This is a genomic window from Massilia luteola, from assembly GCF_034420155.1.
Taxonomy (GTDB): domain Bacteria; phylum Pseudomonadota; class Gammaproteobacteria; order Burkholderiales; family Burkholderiaceae_D; genus Telluria; species Telluria luteola.
In genome coordinates this window covers 22,813-39,194 of the sequence record NZ_JAXOFN010000013.1, presented here as the reverse complement: position 1 = coordinate 39,194, position 16,382 = coordinate 22,813, and the positions used below count along the sequence as shown (strand labels likewise).

Genomic DNA, 16,382 nt, shown 5'->3' with positions numbered 1-16,382 from the left:
TGAGTGACCATGCCATTGTAGATAAAGACGGCTCAGCCGGCCACCGTCCACGCCCCGTCCGCATACACGCGCTCGTCGTCCAGGTACACGGCGTTCGTCACGACGAACACGTCGATGTGGTAGCGCGCGTCCTTGCGCTTGAAGCCGGGCTTGGCGTACACGCCGTGCTTGGCGCCCAGCGACAGGTGGATGCCGCACATGCGCTCGTACGTGCCGATGTCGTCCACGCGGCGCTCGCGCGTGAAGGCGCGGTTCATGCCGAAGCCCAGTTCGCGCACCCACACCTCGCCCTCGTCGCGGCGGATGATGTCGAGGACTTCCTGGAAGGCCGGCGTCGCGTTTTCCGTGCCGGCGACGCGTCCCTTGTCGATGACGAGGGTGATGGGAGCATCCGGCCGGTTGACGAGGTACGAGGTGTCGCCGAACACGTGGACCTGGGCGCGGCCGCTGACGGCTTCCAGGTCCCGCGCTTCCGTGAACACCTCGCCGATCGGGAACTGGCCGCCGACGTTGTTCATCGCGCCGTAGTCGCCCACGTTCAGCTTCGCGCTTTCCAGCGGCGAGTCGAACGTGAGGACGTCGCCGCCGCCATGCACCTCGGCGCGGCGGGCGCGGTCGATGCGGGCCTTCAGCGCGTGGCCGACGCCGCGGAAGTAGGCGGGATCGTAGGCCAGCGCCTCGACGTAGTGCTCGCCCTGCGCGCCCGGCATGCGCGACAGGTGCACGTGCTCGATCACTTTCAGTCCCAGCTTGAACAATTCCACGCGCAGGCGGAAGCCGTCCAGGCGGAAGTTCGTCGACTGCACGAGCACGACGAGGTCCTGCGGCGCGAGCGTGCGGAAGGTCGCCAGCACCGCGTCGGGCGCGACGCTGTCGAAGTCGACGAACGTCGCGCCGGGCAGGTTGCGGCGGTAAGCCTCGACGAGGCCGCGGGCCAGTGCCGTGCGGCTGTCGTACACGACCAGCGCGCGCCGCTCGTGGGTGTGGTCGAGCGCGATCGCGAGCACGTCGCGCAGGTGCGCGGTGGCGGCGTCGATGGAAGCGGCGGGCAGGGTGTCGGTGGACGTCATGGCATGGGCGGGCGGGGCGGACAACCCGGCATTATACGTCGCCCGTACGCTTGCGGCAGCTCACGAAGCACTTGGCCGGATTGCTGCACAGTCTGGCTGTCAGGAGCGTCATCATGTTGATTCATAAAGGAAATTTTCTCAAACGTAAATCGGCCGGCCTGCTGCTGGCGGCCGCGCTGGCGGGTCTGGCGGGACCGCTGCCGGCGGCGCCAGGCGCCGCGCACGCGCCGGCCGCCGCGGTACGCGCGCCGGAGGCCGTGGCCGCGGAATTCTACGGCTGGTATCTGGAGGCGCTCGACGCCGACCAGGATCCCCTCAGCGACCGTTACGAACGCTTGAATACGTACGTCGCGAAGCCCCTCGTCGAGCAGCTGCTCAGGCGCCTGCAGGCGACCGGCGCCGGACGCACGGCGGGCGACTACTTCCTGCAGTCGGCGCGCATCCGGGGCGCCTGGCTGCGCGGCCGCGTGCAGGCCGTCACGCTGCGCCGCCAGGCGCGCAGCGCCGACGTCCTCGTCACGCTGGACGGCGACGGCGACGCGAAGCACGAACTGGTGCTGGCGATGGTGCTGGACAACGGCACGTGGAAGATCCGCCAGGTGAGCCGGGCGGCATTGGACCTGCCCGAAAGTTCCCCCGGCCGATCCATCATTTGATCCCGGAAGCACAGCCACACGCTACTCCGTGAACAGGGCGCCATGGGCTTGATCACGGCGCTATGATTCCAAAACGATAACGGCCCCAGGTTTGCGGGCCGCGATCCCTTTTGACGAATCGACGGTGGGAGCGCATGGCATACCGATGGGAAACGCCGACCAGCATCTGGCTGGAGGATGAGCGCAGCGGGCAGTTCGAGCTGGCCTCCAGCGACGGCCTGGGCCGGATCGACTGGCAGGCCCAGGCACGCGGCCGCCTGGCCGATTGCGCGCACCTGCTCGGCGCGTCGCTGCCGCTGTCCTGCGACCACGCGGCCATCTATCCCGAGGGGTTCGCCTTCTGCCCCGACTGCGGCCGTCCGCTCGAACGGCTCGGCGCCGCGCAGGAGCGCCGGCCCGACTGGTGGGGGCCGCATGCGGACGCGCTGCTGCCCCGGCACGTGCCGCACGGCTTGCCCGTGACGTCGCTGGCGCTGGGCGACAGCCTCGAGGAACGCCCGCCCGCACCGGACGTCGGACGCTTCGACGCCGCGATGCCGCCGCCGCCGAATGCCCACTGCGTGTTCGCGGCCGCCACCTGCGGCTTCCCCGAACAGCGCCTGCTCGCGCTGGCGCCCGGGCGCGGCGTGCTGCAGTACTGGGACCCGCTGGCCCACGTCTGGCACGTGCTGATGCCGGAAGAGGGCACGGCCGATCTGGCGTTCGGCGCGTCCGATTACGGCTGGCTGCCGATGCCGTACCTGCAGGTGCCGGCGCGCCGCGGCGACGTGGCGCTCGTGCCCACCGCGCACGGGCTGTACCGGCTGGGCATCAACCCGGTCAGCGAGACGTGCCGCACGCAAGCCGTGCTGGCCGCGCCGGTGGTCGCCGCGCCCGGCATGATGCGGCGCCAGCTGGGCGTCCTGGTGCGCAATCCGGGCGGCGCGCTGGGCCTGTGCGCGCTCGGCGCCGACCTGGCGCCCGGCCCGCAATTCGATTGCGGCGCGCTGCCGCTGTCCGGCTGGACGCGGCCCATCGGCTACGACGGCCAGCTGTTCTGGCTGCACGGCGAGGGCCAGCTCGTGTGGCGTCCCGGCGATGCGCCGCGCTGGCTCGCGTGGCCGGACACCTGGCTGCCCAGCCTCGACCTCGGCGGCCCCACGCTGAGCCGCGACGGCCGCATGTGGCTGATCGGGCACGACGGCCAGTCGTACTCCTTCCTCGAACTGGGCACCGAACGTCCGCAGCGCGAACCGATCGACGGCGCGCGCCTCGGCTTCGCGAACCTGCTGTTCCGGCGCGGCCATCCGGTCGTCGACGAACCGTGGTCCGGCGAGCACGTCGAGGACCAGCACGAAGACGACTCCCTCGTCCTGCCGCTGCTGCGCGGCTTTAACAACAACCGCAGCCAGCCCAGCGGACTCGTGCTGCGCTTCCACAAATACACGGGCCGCGCCGAAGACGCGCTGGCCAACCGCGTGATCGCCCGCACCACGGTGGAGTGGATCGGCCGGCGCAACGTGATCCTGGACGAAGTGGCGCGCCTCGCGCGGCCGCTCGAATGCGTGCCCTTCGTCTATGCCAACCGCCTGTGGCTGCACCACCCCGACTGGAACCGGATCCGCGGCTGGAATTTGGACGCGCCGACGTGAGGGCCGCCCGCCTCTTCGTCTGGCTCCTCGCGCTGCTCGGCACTGGCGCCGCATGGGCCGTGCCGCAAGTGGTGCTCGTGCAGAACTCGGGATGGATGGAGCCGTTCTACACCGACCCGCATTCGCAATTCAAGCCGCTGGTGGCGGCCCTCGCGGGCAGCGTCGCGCGGCCGGGCGACGCGTTCGTGCTGGCCGCGTTCAACCAGTCGCTGCCCGGCGCGCCGTCGCCGCGCGCGCTGCTGTCCGAGCAGGTCGACAACGCCACGGCCGCGCACGTGCGGGCCGCGCTGGCCGGGCTGGAAACGGCGCGCAAGCCCGGCGGCGCGGCGCTGGCCGACACCGACCTCGGCGAGGCCGCGGAGACGACCATCAGCCGCGTGCTGGGAGGGAAACCGGGTCTCGTCTGGCTCGTGACGAACAACCGCAACAGCCCGAACAACGACCAGGCGACCGCGCGCCGCAACCGCGAATTCTATGCGCTGATCCACCGCGGCGCGGCCATCACGACCGCGCTCGCCTTCCCGCTGCGCATGCCGGTCGCGGGCCAGCACTATCACGCCAACGGCCTGATGGTCTATGTGTTCGCCGTCGGCCAGGACGGCGCGCGCGCCCTCGACGCGATGCTCGCGGCGGGCCGCATCCGGCAGGTCATCACGGAACCGCCCGCGCGCCTGAAACCGCTCGACCGCGACACGGTGCGCCTCGTGCCGCGCAAGGTCGAGAACGCGCCCGGCGTCGAGTTCTCGATGGACGCGGCGGGCCGGCTGCGCGCGGACGTGGCGCCCGATGCGCGCACGCCCAGCGCGACGATCCTGTGGCAGCTGGAAAACACGATCTATCCGTACACGATCGCCGGCGCGGCCATCTCCGCGCGCTCCGTGCTCGGCGGCGAGAACCGTCCGATCGTGCTGCGCACGGCCACCGTCGCGCGGCTGGCGCCCGGCCGCGCCGAACCGCTGGCGTCGACCATGCAGCTGCCGGTGGCGCAGCTGCCGGGCAAATGGTCGCTGGCGGCGCTGAAGTCGGCCGGGTCGGCGTACGTGCTGCCGGGCCGGATCGAGCTGCACCTGCACGACCAGAAGCTGGAATTGTCGCAGGCGTTCCGCGATCGCATGGCCGCGCTGTTCCCGGGCGATCCGCTGCCCGACATCTTCACGCCGCCGGCCGACATCCAGGCGTCGACGGCCGTGCTGCCCGTCGAGGTGCACGTGCATTACGGCGCGGGGCCGCTCGTGCTGCTCCTCGGCGGCGGCCTGGCGCTGCTGGCCGCCGCCGCGGGCGCCGCGTATGCCTACGGCCGGCCGCGCCGCGTGCAGCTCATCGTGGAAGACGAACTGCGCACCGTGCACACGCGGGCGGGCGCCACGCAACCGATCTACGACAAGGCGGGCATTGAAGTGGCCCGCCTGAAGACGACCTTGTTCGGCCACCAGCTGCTCGACCTGCGCGAAGGCGCGCAGGTGCGGCTCGGCCGATGAACCCACCCAGGAAAGCGATCATGCAGAACGCCCAGACCAAACCGAGCCAGCCGGCACCGGACACCGCCGGCACCGATCCCGGCTTCAAGCTGCCCGGCCAGGCGGCCAACACACCGCAGGACGGCCTGCCGAAGACGACGCCCGACACCGCGACGCAGCCCGTCGAGATCGCACCCGGCGGCGCCACCAACACGAGCGCGGCGCCGCTGCGCGACACGGCCGGGCGCGACATGGCGATCGGCGCCGTGGCCTTCGTCGTGCTGCTGGTGATTTACTTTTTCGTGCGGAACGCGTACGTGCACCACCTCGTCGTCAAGCGCGTGGCGCCGTCGGCGGCCGGGAGCGCGGGCTGGCTGCTGTTCGTCGGCATGGGCTTCCTGTCCGCCGCCGTGGTGCTGGCCATCGTCAATGCGAGCCGATACCTGACCCCGGCGATCACCGGACCGCTGGTCGTCGTCGGCGTCGTCACGCTGGTCGCGGCCTTCTTCGTCGGCCGCCGCTGACGCCACGCTTTCAAAGAGAACACCATGGCAGATTTTCCCGATCCCGCATCGCTCGGCAACCAGGCCGCCGCCGGCCGCGCGGAACTCAAAGTCGACCTGCGTCCGACGCTGTTCATCGGCGCCGGCGGCACCGGCATGGAAGTCATGATGCGCATCCGCCGGCGCATCCTCGCGGCCGTGTGGAACCGCCGCCACCCGACCCGCGTCGACTCCATCGCCGACTTCCCGGTCGCGCGTTTTCTCCACTTCGACCTCGACGCCAACGCCGTCATCGACGAAGGCAAGTCGCAGCGCACGGACCCGTGGTTCGAGCTGGTGAAGCTCTCCGACGAGGAACGCCTCGTCGAACCGCTCGACCTGCCGCAGTACCACGAGTCCGACGACAGCCTCGCGCGCTTTCCGCTGATCGAGAACTGGATGCCGCTGCGCCCGAAGAAACTGCGCTCGCTGGGCATCGATCCATCGAAGGGCGCGGGCCAGATCCGGGCGCTCGCGCGGCTGTACCTGTTCGACAAATACCCCAAGCTGCGCGGCCGCATCAAGGGCGCGCTGAACTTCCTGAGCAGTAACGCGGGCATCGAGCGCAAGGAGAATTACCAGCGCCTCGGCCTGCAGGTCGACACGTCGAAATTCCGCATCGTCGTCATCGCGTCGAACGCGGGCGGCACGGGCGCGGGCAGCGCCATCGACCTGGGCTGGATCGCCAAGGCGGTCGCGCGCCAGGAAGTGTCGGACAGCCAGGTCGACCTCGTGATGTTCCTGCCGTCCGGTTACGCCAAGGCGAACAAGGAACGCACGGAGGCGAACGCGTACGCGACCATGATGGAGCTGGAGACGAGCATGCGCGACATGAACGCGCGCGTGCAGTGGATGGAACCGGACAGCATCGTCGGCCGCGGCACGCCGTTCGACGACGTGTATTTCGTCGACACGGCGAACCTCGCGAACAAGGCCACGCAGGACGTGAAGGACGTCTACCAGATGGTGGCCGACACGCTGTTCGAGGATTTCGCGTCGGCCGATTTCGCCAACCGCAAGCGCTCCGTCGCCGTCAACCAGCAGCAGCACAAGCTGGGGCCGTACAACCCGCGCGTGCCGGAACAACGCTTCGGCGACATGCGCCTGTCGTATTCGAAAGTCTATTCCGCGTTCGGCCAGGCGGTGCTCGACACCCAGCAAAGCCTGCGCGAAGACATCCGCGCCTACGAGCTGGCGGCGCTGATGGTGAAGGCGTTCTTCGGCCTCGTCGCCAGCGACGGCACGGCCGCGCGGCGCGCCGGCGACCAGGAACGCGACGCCTTCATGCGCGAGCAGATGGGCATGGCCGAGCACCCGTTCACGGAATTCCCCGACTTTAAGAAAGGCACCGTCGACGTCACGCCGTTCCAGGAATACGCGCTGACCGACATGCTCCTGGAGGGCAAGGACCAGCGCTCGCTGCTGGAAAGAGTCGAGAGCAAGGTGCAGCTGGAGATGGACCGCATCATGGCGTCGTACGACCTGAAACTGTGGCGCGAGAAGGTCGTCGAGCTGCTGCCGGACCTGGAGCGCGACGCCATCCGCGAAGCCGGCGCCACGGCCGAGACGAGCGAGGACCGCATCAAGCGCCGCACCGGCGAACTGCTCGCGCAACTGCGCCTGAACGTGCGCGGCCGCCTGTACATGCTGCTGGACGACCGCAAGCAGGGCGGACTGGAATTCGTGCTGTCGCTGCTGGAGCAGGTGAAAGCCCGCCTGGCGCAGCGCGACCTGGCGCACGTCCAGCGCAACGGCAAGCGTTACCGCGACGTGCGCGATGCGCTGCGCACGCGCCAGGTCGAGGAATCGCTGAACCACCTGACGCAGGCCGCCGGCCGCCTGTTCGGCAAGGATGCGCAGGCGCGCGAAATCATGAACCACCTCAAGCGCGACATCGCCGACTACCTGCGCTTCCACCTGCTGGCCGTCGCGGCGGGACAGGCGGTGGACGTGATGCAAAGCCTGTCCGGCTGGCTCGGCGAGCCGCAGGCGCCGGACGAACACGGCCAGGTGCGCTGGAGCGGCGTGGCCGGTGAATTCCAGGAAGGGCGGCGCAACGTGGCGTCGATGCTGGCCGCCGTCGACCAGCGCATCGGGCAACTGCGTGCCGACGCGCGCCAGGATCACGCCACCTACATCAAGCTCGCGAGCGACGTGCTGCCGGAACCCGTGCGCCTGACCGGCGACGTGAGCGCCTGGAGCGAGGACGTGCTGCTGGAATTCGGCGGCTCCGCGCGCCTGTTCCCGCAGCTGGGCGACGAGCGCCTGCGCGCCGATCTGCTGCTCAAGCTGTTCCGGCGCGCGCAGCTGCAGCTGTCCGGCGAACAGGCGGGCGCCGAACTGCCCGATCCCCTCGTCGAACGGCTCGGTGCGATGTCGCCGCAGGAACGGCACCGCGTGTTCAGCGAATGGATCAAGAGCGCCATGCCGTGGATTAACGCGCGCTTCTCGGCCGAGTTCACGCCCAGCGCCGACCAGTTCAAGTGCTTCGTCGGCGTGGGCGACCCGGCCGCGTGGCGCAGGCTGGAGCCGGAGATCCGCGCCGCCGTGCCCACCGGCTTCTTCCACGGCGACCTCGTGTCCGTCGTGAACACGGGCGTGCCGGGACGGGCCGTGTGCTACATCGAACTGTCCGGCTACCCGATGACGATCCTGCGCGGCCTGCCGACGTGGCGCGCCAGCTACCAGATCGAGAATCCGAAGATCCCTACGCACCTGCACTTCGATTCGACGCGCTTCCGCCATCCGGTCTCGCCGTCGATGGACGAGTTGAATCGGCTGGCGGACGACTACGAATTCTTCCTCGCCGCGATCGCGCTGGGCGTCCTGCGCCGCAAGCAGGACGCGGGCGACCGCGAGGCGGCGTTCCAGCCGCGCGGGCAATACCTGTTCGAGGTCGAGCCGGGATCGGGCGAGTGGCTCCAGATCGGCAACGAGTACGCGATCCGCTCCAACGGCCTGCCGCCGTACTACCGCGAGCAGGTGATCGCGGCGACGCGCCAGCGCCTGGCCGCGATGGGCCCGCACCAACTGGCGCTGCTGGCCGCGCTGATGCGCCACTACCAGCTGCGCGTGTACGAACCCAGGCTGGAAGTGGACGAGACGGGCGCCCAGCTGCCGTCGCCGTCGCTGCCGACCATCACGGCGCGGCGCCTGTACGACCAGTGGATGCGGCGCGCCATGTCCATCGACCCGCAACTGTCGCCGGCGCAGGTGGAAGCGGCGCTCGCGCAGCTGGACACGTGGACGGAGACCGTGCCCGATTCCGCGTCCGACGCCTACGCGTGGGAAGTGGAGCGGGCCGTCGACAAGCGCGTGATCCGCCCCGAATTCCTCGGCGCCGACGCGCGCGCCGCGCAGGCGCTGGAGCGGCGCACAGCCACGCCCACCACGCCCGCCATGCCGGGCGCGCAGTACGCGCCGGCCGCGCCGACCGTCGTCGCGCCGACGCCGATGGCCGGCGCAACCATGTCGGGCGCGGTGGAAGGACCGGCCCTCGGACCGGCCGCCTACGTCGTCGGCGCCACGCCCATCGCCGCGCGCTACAAGCTGTTCGTCGGCGGCGTCCAGCGCGGGCCGTTCGCGCTGGATGAAGTGGTGCAGCAGCTGACGCGCGGCGAGATCGATGCCGGCACGCGCATCTGGAACATGCAATGGAATCCGCGCGCGGACAAGTGGAAGCGGGTGGCCGACATCCCGGAAGTGATGGCGGCCGTCGATACGGCGATTCCCGATCCGGACGACGGCGTCCCGGATCCGGAATAGGGACGCGCCGTGCAGGACGAAGCGATCTACCGCTGTGTCAACGCCGCCTGCGCGCGCGGCATGCCGCGCCGCGTGAATTACTGTCCGTATTGCGGGACGGCCCAGCAGGCGGGGGCGCCCGCAGCTTCACCGGACGACGGACGCGGGCGCCGCGAGGCCGCCGCGGTTGCCGCTGTCGCCGGGGCGGAAGCGGCGGCCGAGTTGTCCGGCTGGTCGGACGCGCCGGACGCCGGATTCGCGGCGGAGACGGTGCGCGGCGCCGCCGCGGCTCCGGCCCGGTCCACGACCGCGCCGGAGCCCTCCGCCACCGCATCGGCCAAGCCGACGGCCGCCGCCGCGCCGCCGCCATCCGCCACCGCATCGGCGAGGCCGACCGCGGCCGCCGCGCCACCGCCATCCGCCACGGCCTTCGGCCACGGCGGCCGTCCCGTCGACGCCGGCACCGCCGCGCCGGAGCGCGCCCGCGGCATCCCGTGGCCGCCCACGCCCACGCCCACGCCCGCGGCCGCGCACAAGCCGCCGGGCCGGCAGCCGATCCGCCTGCGCTGGTGGATCGTCGCGCTGGCCGTGCTGTGGGGCGTGTGGCTGTGGGCGAAGCCGTCGGCCAAAAAGATCGACCGGCGCATCGATGCCGCCATCGCGCAGGCCCAGGATTGCCACGGCAAGGAAGCGCAGGAGGAGTTGATCGCGCTGCGCGCCGGCCGCGCCACGCCGCAGCAGCTGGAACGGCTGCAGCGCGCGCTGAACGAGGCATCGAGCGCGTGCACGCGCAAGCGCCAGCGCGCGAACGCGTGGGGCGAGGCGCGCGGCGCCGTCGAATCCGCGCTGGCGGCCGGCAATGCCGAGCGGGCGCGCGCGCGCCTGCAGGCGTTCACGAAGCGCTGGGGCGAGGACGACGACACGCGCACACTCAAGGTGCGCGTCGACGCCGCGCGCGGCGAGCACCCGCTGGCCGTGCCCGCCGCGAACGGCGGGGATACGCCGTCGGCGCGCAACCTGATCCGGGAAGCGAAAGCCGACCTGGCCCGCGGCGACTACGGTGCCGCGCGCGACAAGATGGACCTGTGCCTCACGATGGTCGATCCGTCCGACCGCGACTGCGCCGCGTTGAAACGCCAGGCCGGCGGACAGTAGGCATCGTCACGCGCCCAGCCGCGTGAACCCGTCCTCGCTCCACGCTTCGCTGCCCACGCCGTGGTGCACGAAGAACAACCCGTCCGGATCGTATTTGCGCTTGACCTGCGCGAGCCGCGCGTAGTTGGCACCCCAGAACGCGTGCTGCCAGTCGCGCAGGAAGTAATCGCTTTCGGAGACATACGAGCCGGCATGCGGCGCCACCTTCAGCAGCGCGTCCATCGCCCGGCCGATCGCCTGCGCGCGGTCGTGGCCGCGCGGCGCGTCGACGGGGCCGCCCGGCATGCCGGGGAAGTGCGGGTCGTCGCCGCCCGCGATGATCGCCAGCGCGAAGGCGTCCAGCACGGCGGGGTTGGTCGCGGTGGCGCGCGCGGCGTCGAGTTCCGCGGCCGGCGCGCCGGCCAGTCCCTTGTTGAAGTGCAGTCCCACGCTCCAGTGCCGGCTGGCCCGGAACAGCGCGTCGGCGAGGCCGGCCTGGCGCTTCACGTCGAGCAGCTGCGCCGGCAGCCACGCCGACTTGTAGCCGTGGATGAACCAGCCTTCCTGCTCCGTGTCGCCCTTCCAGATCACGTGGTGCGCGGGCGCGCCCGGACGCGGGTCGGCGACCATGAAGCCTGGCGCGTGCTCGCGGTAGAACGCGGCATCCCAGAAGTGCCGCGCCGGCAGCGCCATGACCTTGAACGGCTTCTCGAACGTGTAGTCGCCGCGTCCGCGCAGCCAGTCGAGCAGCGGCGCCCATGCCCGCGCGGCGCCGGCTTCGTCGAGGTCCTGGAACACCATCGAGACGTCGACGGTATTGTCGCCGTGGAAGGAGATCTGCTCGCCCCAGTGCGGGTTGCACAGCGATTCCGCGTAGAACGCGACGACCTTGCCGACCAGTGCACGGAACGCGGCGTCGTTGGCGGCGCGGACCTTGCCGAACACGGCGCCGAACGTGGCCGGCAGCGCGTGCGTGCGCAAGGTCAGCCGGGTGACGATGCCAACGCTGCCGCCGCCACCGCCCTTCAGCGCCCAGAACAGGTCGGCGTTGGTGCAGGCGTTGGCGATGCGGACTTCGCCGTCGGCCGTCACGACCTCCGCTTCCAGCAGGCCGGCCGCCGCCGTGCCCCAGCGTTTCGAGAAGCTGCCGAAGCCGCCGCTCTGGACGAGGCCCGCGACGCCGACGGTCGTGCAGCCGCCGCCTTGCACGTAACGGCCGGCGCGCGTCGTCACGGCATCGTAGGCGTCGATCCACATGGCGCCCGCGCCCAGCGTGACGGCCGGCTGCGGCGCGCCGCCGCAGTTGTGCGCGACGAAATCCGGTTCCACGCGCACGTCGTTCATGTGCCGGGTCCAGACCAGCAGCGAGTCCGGCGCATCGGACGTGCCCTGGTAACTGTGGCCGCCGCCCTTGACGACGAGGCGCAGGTCGTGGGTGCGCGCAAAATCGACGGCGGCGGCGACGTCCGCCGCCGTGCGCGCAGCGACCGCGTACGCGCTGGGCTGCGACGACCAGGCGTCGAGCCAGCCGCTCGTGTGCGTGAAATTCGGCTGGTCGCCCATGTCGAAACCGTTCTTGAGGCGGGCGAGGGCGGCGGTGCAGGCCGGCGCATCCGGGCCCGCGGCGCAGCCGGCAAAGGGCGCATCGAGCTTGATGAGGCGGCCGCCCACGCTGCGTTTCAGGTCGTCCCACGCGGTGGCGGACGGCCAGCCGGCGTCGCCCGGACGCACGCGCCTGCGCAGCGGTGCCGCGCTCGCCGCGCCCGGGAACGTGAACGGCAGCGCGAACGGCAGCGCCGCCGCGGCCTTGAGAAGGAATCGTCGTTTCACGGTGTCTCCTGAAGAATCGATGCGTGCCAGGCTACGCCGGCCGGACGACCCGGGCCAGTGGGATGTGGCGAACCGGGAGGCGGGCGGGGCGAACCGGATACGCGCGACTTCAGGCGGCGCCGGCGCGGCCCAGCGCCGCCGTCGGCAGCCCGAACACGAGATCGAACGCCCAGTTGAACGCGAAGCTGTAGAGGGTGAAGAAGACGACCAGCCCGATGTCGAGCATGAACGCGTCGATGAGCGACGTGCCCAGCGTCCACGCGAACATCGGCACGATGGCGAGCACGAGGCCGCCCTCGAAGCCGACGGCGTGGACGATGCGGCGCGCGAGGCTCCGTCCGCCCCTGGCCTGCTTCGCTTCCCAGGCTTCGAACAGCGTGTTGTAGATGAGGTTCCAGGCGATGGCCGTCGCCGACGCGAGGACGGCGGCGAGGCCGGCGTCCCCGGCGTCGTGGTGCGCGAGCCCGGCCAGGCCGACGGTCGTGCAGGCGACGGCGATGGCTTCGTACAGTGCGACGTAGACGATCCTGCGTTTGATGCCTTGCATGTCCAGCTTCCCGAAAAATCCGATGGCGTGATGATATGTCGATGCGCTTGATGTATAAAGTCAGGACCTTTCAACTTTATTGACACGTCATGGCGTTTTCCAGCGACAGCGTGCGCATCTTCCTGGCCGTGCTCGACCACGGTTCGTTTTCCGCCGCGGCGCGCGCGCTGGGGCGGGTGCCGTCGGCCGTCAGCATGGCCATCGCCCAGCTCGAGGCGGAGCTGGACCTGGCGCTGTTCGACCGCTCCGGCCGCGATCCGCGCCCGACGGACGCCGCGCGGGCGCTGGAGCCGCGCGCGCGCCACGTCGCCAGCGAGTTGCGCCGGCTGCGGGCGGACGCGCTCGCGCTGCACGGCGGGCTGGAACGCCGGTTGACGCTGGCCGTGGTGCCGGAGCTGATCGCGGGCCGCTGGAGCGCGCCGCTGGCCGTGCTGGCGCGCGAATTCCCGTCGCTCGAAGTGGAGGTGCTGTCGGCGCCGCAGGCCGACGCGCTGCGCCTGCTGCACGACGGCGGCGTGGACCTGGCCCTCGTGTTCGAACGGGAACGCCTGGACGACCGCGAGGCGTTCCAGGAGGTCGGCAGCGAACTGCTCGTCGCCGTGCTGGCGCCGGGGCACGCGCTGCTGGCGGACGGCGCGCCGCGGCTGGAAGACCTGATCGACGCGCGCCAGATCGTGGTCGCGGGCCGCGGCAATCCGGAGCAGGACGGCGCCGGCCGCGATCCGCGCTTCGTGCACGCGCGCGACGTGTGGCGCGTCGACAGCCATCTCGCCACGCTGAACCTCGTGCAGGCGGGCCTCGGCTGGGCCTATCTGCCGCGCGCGCTGGTGCAGCCGCTGGTGGCGGCGGGCAGCCTCGTCGAGATCCCGTTCGATAACATCAGCAACCAGCTGCGCCTGTGGGTCGACGTCGTGTGGTCGCGCGAGCGCCCGCTGGGCCTCGGCGCGCGGCGCTACGTCGAACTGATGCGCGCGGACTGGCGGATGCCGCAGGATTGACGGCAGGTCGCCGCCGTTCCCCGCGCGCCGCCGCCGGCATCACAGGGGTATATTCGGCAATAAAGACGACGACAAGGAGGACGCAGCATGAATCGCACATTCATTCCGGTGACGTTGCTGGCGGCCCTGTTGCTGGCCGGCTGCAACCGCGGCGGCGACGGTGTCGGCCCCGCCCAGCAGGCCGGCAAGGCCATCGACGACGCGGGCGCGCGCGCGCAGGCGAAGGTCGACGCGGCCGGCGTCCGGGTGCAGGAAAAGCTCGACCACGTCAACGACAAGATCGACAAGATCAACGACCGGGTGACGGACAAGGTGCAGGCGCAGGTCGACAAGGCCGACGCCGCCGTGCGCGAGGCGCGCGCGGGCGCGCAGGAAGCGACCGAGAAGGTCGGCAAGAAGGTCGAGGAGACCGGCGAGAAGATGCAGCAGGCGGCGAAGTAGCACGTAGCCTTGAAACCGTCGTTCCCGCGAAGGCGGGAATCCAAGGTGTTGGCGCCGACGTAAAGTACTTGAGTTTCCGCTTGCGTGGGAACGACGTGACTCAGGACGCCATCCGCAATTCCGGCGCATGTGCCGTCACGATGGACAGGTCGACGAGCCCCGTGCGCCACGCCTTCTCGATGTCCTGCTCGACCTCGTCCAGCGCCGCCGGATCGAGGCCGGCCATGCCGCGCACGCCGTATGCGCGGTTGCGGCCGTGGCCCTTGGCCAGGTACAGCGCCATGTCGACGATGTTGATCGCGCGCTCCCACGAGATGCTGCCTCCGTCCTGCACCAGCGGGAACGGCGCAAAGCCGATCGATACGTTCACCGACAGCCGGGTGCCCTGGTAATCGACGGTGCGTTCCGGGATGCCGGCCAGCAGGCGGCGCGCCACCTCGTCCAGGCTGTCCCTCGGCACGGCCGGCAGGAAGGCGAGGAATTCTTCGCCGCCCCAGCGCACGATCATGTCGGTCTCGCGCAGGATGTCGCGCAGCGCGTCCGCGATCTCGCGCAGCACCGCGTCGCCGGCGCCGTGGCCGTGCGTATCGTTGATGTTCTTGAAGTGGTCGACGTCGAGCAGGAACATGGCGCTGACCATGTCGCCGCCGCCGCTGCCGTCGTTGCCCACGCCGCGGCGCTCGATCGCCTGGTGCCCGCGCATGAACTCCTGGAAGTGGCGGCGGTTGTACAGGGCCGTCAGCGGGTCGCGCGCGCTCTGCTGCTTGAGTTCCTGGTTCTTTTCCTCGAGCTGGGCGTTGGCGTGCCGCACCTTGCGGTACAGGATACCGACGATGACCGACGCAAGCGCGAACACGAGCGCGAGCAGCCACCAGATGCGCTGCTGCAGGCGGCGGTTGTCGAGTTCCGTCGACTTGACCTGGTTTTCCTGGCGCAGCATCTCGATCTGGCGCTGGCGCTTGTCGGCCTCGTATTTTTCCTGCAGCTCCATCATCGCCTTCTGGCGGCGCGTCTCGAACAATTCGTTCGACAGCGCGCGCTCGCGGTGATACGCGGCCAGCGCGCCGGCCAGGTCGCCGGCGCGTTCCAGCGCGTCGCCGTATTCGACCAGCACGCCCTGCTGGTCGGGCTTGTTGCCGGAGCGCTGGTACCAGTCCATGCCCTGCTCGATCTGCTTCTTGCCCTCGGCCAGGCGGCCCATGCCGAGATACGCCTGGCCCACATTGACGCGGGCCGTGGCGGCGAGCGAGTCGTCGTTCAGCTTCTGCGCCTGGTCCAGCGACTGTTGGGCATACGTCAGGGCGCGGCGCCAGTCCTGCTGCTTGAGGTAGGCGTCGGCCAGGTTGACGAGGGTGTTGGAGACCATCGCGTCGGCACCGATGCTGCGCTCCAGCGCGAGCGCGGACAGCAGGGCCTTCGTGCCGCGCGCGACGTCGCCGTTGTTCACCGCGAGGATGTATTCCGTGGTCTTGAAGATGGCCAGGCGGCCCGGCGACTTGACCTGTTCCGCGAGCCGTTCCGCTTCGCCGATCGCCTCGAAACCCTTGTCGAATTCGCGCATCTGGCCGTACAGGTAGGCCAGCGACTTGAGCGCGATGGCGACTTCCAGCGGATCGCCGCTCTGGCGCGCGAGCGTCACGGCGCCTTGCAGCTTGTTGAGCGCGATGGGGAAGTTGCCTTCCTCGGCGAACGATTCGCCCGACGAGATCAGCACGAGGATGCGCAGGCCGATGTCGGGGCTGGCGGCGGCGAGGCGCTCGGCTTCCCAGACCAGCTGGTGCGACTGTGCCGACTCGTTCAGGCCGAACACGGCATAGGCCTTGGACAGCAGCGCGCGCGCGACGAGGCTGTCGTCGTGCACCTGGCGGCCCAGTTGCAGCGCCTGTTCGCACAGGCGGACGGCTTCCTCGTGCTTGCCGAGGCGGTGGCTCAGGTCACAGGACAGGGTGAGGAAACGGGCATGTTCGGCGGGCGTGCGCAGCGCGTCGACTTCCAGCGCGGCCAGCAGCGGCGCGGCGCGCTGGGGCGTGACGCGGATGATTTCGGCGAGTTCGGCAAAGTGGTCGCGCACGGGCGCGACGTCCGCGGCGAGGGCGCCACCGGCAACGGGCAATAGCAGGGCCAGCAGCGCACGGCTGCGTCGGTGCTGCAACGCACGGTATAGGCCTGCCAACATAGCTCCCCGAGGAAGTGTGGTCCCTCAATTCGGGACATCTGTATAGGCAATTATAGGCTCTTGCAATTGAGAAAGATCAAGATTTAGAGCGATGTATGCTGAAAAGACACAGTTTCGTATCGAAAACGCCGCGCTGTCCCAAGGAATAATGTTCAT

The 16,382-nt window shown here is 70.4% G+C and carries 12 protein-coding genes; 8 read left to right on the top strand and 4 right to left on the bottom strand.

All coding sequences use genetic code 11. The features are described from left to right. Window positions 1–32: 32 nt before the first annotated feature. Window positions 33–1,070: a M29 family metallopeptidase gene (locus tag U9J41_RS14685; protein WP_322402939.1), complete on the bottom strand. Its 1,038-nt coding sequence runs from the start codon at window positions 1,068–1,070 to the stop codon at window positions 33–35. 113 nt (window positions 1,071–1,183) lie between these two features. Here U9J41_RS14685 and U9J41_RS14680 point away from each other — a divergent pair, with 113 nt between their 5' ends. The 6 genes from U9J41_RS14680 (at window position 1,184) to U9J41_RS14655 (ending at window position 10,255) form a co-directional block, all read left to right on the top strand. Continuing rightward, complete coding sequence (locus U9J41_RS14680) at window positions 1,184–1,726, top strand: DUF3828 domain-containing protein (RefSeq protein ID WP_322402938.1); 543 nt, start codon at window positions 1,184–1,186, stop codon at window positions 1,724–1,726. Window positions 1,727–1,860: 134 nt separating this feature from the next. Further along, on the top strand, window positions 1,861–3,357 hold the full coding sequence (locus U9J41_RS14675; protein ID WP_322402937.1) for a hypothetical protein: 1,497 nt from the start codon (window positions 1,861–1,863) through the stop codon (window positions 3,355–3,357). Next, window positions 3,354–4,835: a hypothetical protein gene (locus U9J41_RS14670; RefSeq protein ID WP_322402936.1), complete on the top strand. Its 1,482-nt coding sequence runs from the start codon at window positions 3,354–3,356 to the stop codon at window positions 4,833–4,835. Before U9J41_RS14675 ends, U9J41_RS14670 begins: the two co-directional genes overlap by 4 nt. Window positions 4,836–4,855: 20 nt before the next feature. Continuing rightward, complete coding sequence (locus U9J41_RS14665; protein WP_322402935.1) at window positions 4,856–5,338, top strand: hypothetical protein; 483 nt, start codon at window positions 4,856–4,858, stop codon at window positions 5,336–5,338. A gap of 24 nt (window positions 5,339–5,362) precedes the next feature. Then, window positions 5,363–9,121 (top strand): tubulin-like doman-containing protein, encoded by a 3,759-nt coding sequence (locus U9J41_RS14660; protein ID WP_322402934.1) that lies wholly within the window; start codon window positions 5,363–5,365, stop codon window positions 9,119–9,121. A 9-nt stretch (window positions 9,122–9,130) separates the two neighbouring features. Continuing rightward, on the top strand, window positions 9,131–10,255 hold the full coding sequence (locus U9J41_RS14655) for a hypothetical protein (RefSeq protein ID WP_322402933.1): 1,125 nt from the start codon (window positions 9,131–9,133) through the stop codon (window positions 10,253–10,255). Window positions 10,256–10,261: 6 nt separating this feature from the next. On the opposite strand, the gene U9J41_RS14650 is transcribed toward U9J41_RS14655, so the two are convergent. Together U9J41_RS14650 and U9J41_RS14645 are read right to left on the bottom strand one after the other, a co-directional pair. Further along, on the bottom strand, window positions 10,262–12,064 hold the full coding sequence (locus U9J41_RS14650) for an FAD-binding oxidoreductase (RefSeq protein ID WP_322402932.1): 1,803 nt from the start codon (window positions 12,062–12,064) through the stop codon (window positions 10,262–10,264). 109 nt (window positions 12,065–12,173) lie between these two features. Then, window positions 12,174–12,611 carry a PACE efflux transporter gene (locus tag U9J41_RS14645; RefSeq protein WP_322402931.1) on the bottom strand — a complete coding sequence of 146 codons (438 nt, stop codon included), beginning with the start codon at window positions 12,609–12,611 and terminating at the stop codon, window positions 12,174–12,176. An 89-nt stretch (window positions 12,612–12,700) separates the two neighbouring features. Here U9J41_RS14645 and U9J41_RS14640 point away from each other — a divergent pair, with 89 nt between their 5' ends. Then, window positions 12,701–13,609: a LysR family transcriptional regulator gene (locus tag U9J41_RS14640; RefSeq protein WP_322402930.1), complete on the top strand. Its 909-nt coding sequence runs from the start codon at window positions 12,701–12,703 to the stop codon at window positions 13,607–13,609. 87 nt (window positions 13,610–13,696) lie between these two features. Next, a complete protein-coding gene (locus U9J41_RS14635; RefSeq protein WP_322402929.1) occupies window positions 13,697–14,050 on the top strand; it encodes a hypothetical protein in 354 nt (117 codons plus the stop codon). Window positions 14,051–14,150: 100 nt separating this feature from the next. Here U9J41_RS14635 and U9J41_RS14630 read toward each other — a convergent pair whose 3' ends face one another. Continuing rightward, window positions 14,151–16,202 (bottom strand): tetratricopeptide repeat-containing diguanylate cyclase, encoded by a 2,052-nt coding sequence (locus U9J41_RS14630; protein WP_322402928.1) that lies wholly within the window; start codon window positions 16,200–16,202, stop codon window positions 14,151–14,153. Window positions 16,203–16,382: the final 180 nt, after the last annotated feature.

What these genes read in the sequence shown, in the direction of transcription:
- U9J41_RS14685 (WP_322402939.1), bottom strand. Translation starts at nt 1,070, where the DNA reads ATGACGTCCACCGACACCCTGCCCGCCGCTTCCATCGACGCCGCCACC.
- U9J41_RS14680 (WP_322402938.1), top strand. Translation starts at nt 1,184, where the DNA reads ATGTTGATTCATAAAGGAAATTTTCTCAAACGTAAATCGGCCGGCCTG.
- U9J41_RS14675 (WP_322402937.1), top strand. Translation starts at nt 1,861, where the DNA reads ATGGCATACCGATGGGAAACGCCGACCAGCATCTGGCTGGAGGATGAG.
- U9J41_RS14665 (WP_322402935.1), top strand. Translation starts at nt 4,856, where the DNA reads ATGCAGAACGCCCAGACCAAACCGAGCCAGCCGGCACCGGACACCGCC.
- U9J41_RS14660 (WP_322402934.1), top strand. Translation starts at nt 5,363, where the DNA reads ATGGCAGATTTTCCCGATCCCGCATCGCTCGGCAACCAGGCCGCCGCC.
- U9J41_RS14645 (WP_322402931.1), bottom strand. Translation starts at nt 12,611, where the DNA reads ATGCAAGGCATCAAACGCAGGATCGTCTACGTCGCACTGTACGAAGCC.
- U9J41_RS14640 (WP_322402930.1), top strand. Translation starts at nt 12,701, where the DNA reads ATGGCGTTTTCCAGCGACAGCGTGCGCATCTTCCTGGCCGTGCTCGAC.
- U9J41_RS14635 (WP_322402929.1), top strand. Translation starts at nt 13,697, where the DNA reads ATGAATCGCACATTCATTCCGGTGACGTTGCTGGCGGCCCTGTTGCTG.